The sequence below is a fragment of the Natronomonas aquatica genome, assembly GCF_024449025.1.
In the GTDB taxonomy this organism is placed as follows: domain Archaea; phylum Halobacteriota; class Halobacteria; order Halobacteriales; family Haloarculaceae; genus Natronomonas; species Natronomonas aquatica.
This window is the reverse complement of record NZ_JAHLKM010000076.1, coordinates 1-829: the sequence shown is the minus strand read 5'-3', so window position 1 is coordinate 829 and position 829 is coordinate 1. Positions and strand designations below refer to the sequence as shown.

The 829-nt window shown below is 57.7% G+C and carries 1 protein-coding gene; it reads right to left on the bottom strand.

Features of this window, described 5'->3' with window-relative positions:
• Positions 1-755: IS5 family transposase (locus KM295_RS16800; protein ID WP_418904828.1), on the bottom strand; the 755-nt coding region annotated here is incomplete at its 3' end.
• Positions 756-829: the final 74 nt, after the last annotated feature.

Here is an 829-nt window from a genome sequence, read left to right as displayed (position 1 = left end):
GCTCGCAGGGCGGAGCCCAGCGAGCGCTTGACACTGGAGAAGACGGTTTCAGCCATTGACCGCTGGCCGTAGAGTTCCTCGTCAATCCGGGCGTTGTGGGCGTGATCGTACGGTTTGTGGAGACAGTGCTTGATGAGCGGTCTGATGCCTAATTCACGGAGATCTTCCCGAAGCCAGTTACAGTCATACCCTTTGTCAGCGGTAAGGACTCGCAACTCGCCCGCGTGCCGGCGGGCGAGTTGCTCACACACTTCGGCGTCGCTGCCTTCCCACGTCGTTGTGCAGTACAAATCAAGGATCACTTGGGTCTCCGTATCAACGAGTTTCGTCGCTTCAAGCGTCTGAACGCGGTAATTCGTGCGGCGGCAGTAGTGGCGGCTGGCGGGAGAGCGGTCGAAGTAGGTTGCATCGATAGCGGCGATGTCGCCGGTATCGTGCAGCTGGGCCGACTGGCCCAGCAGCACTCGACAGATACGCATGTCGAGTCTTTCAAACGCGAGACATAACGTGGAATAGTGCGGGAGATCGGCCGGCTCAAGGCCGATCTCCCGCGTTATTCGTGGCATTTCTTTCAGGAGATCGATCGTCATTCGGTAGGTGGTCCCGAGGTAAATCCGCAGACAATGCAACGGTATCATCACATAGTTAGGGAACCCGCCGCCTCCTTCCGGAGCGGCGGGTTCATCCGTATCGTCGCAAACTCTTTTAGCGATCCAAACACACCGCTCGGTGAAGCGGGAGATGAGGGTTTGCACAATCACTACTCTCCCGCTTCAACGCCTTTGATCTCACGACGTGATCCCCCGCCCGCTAGTGATTAAACACAGGC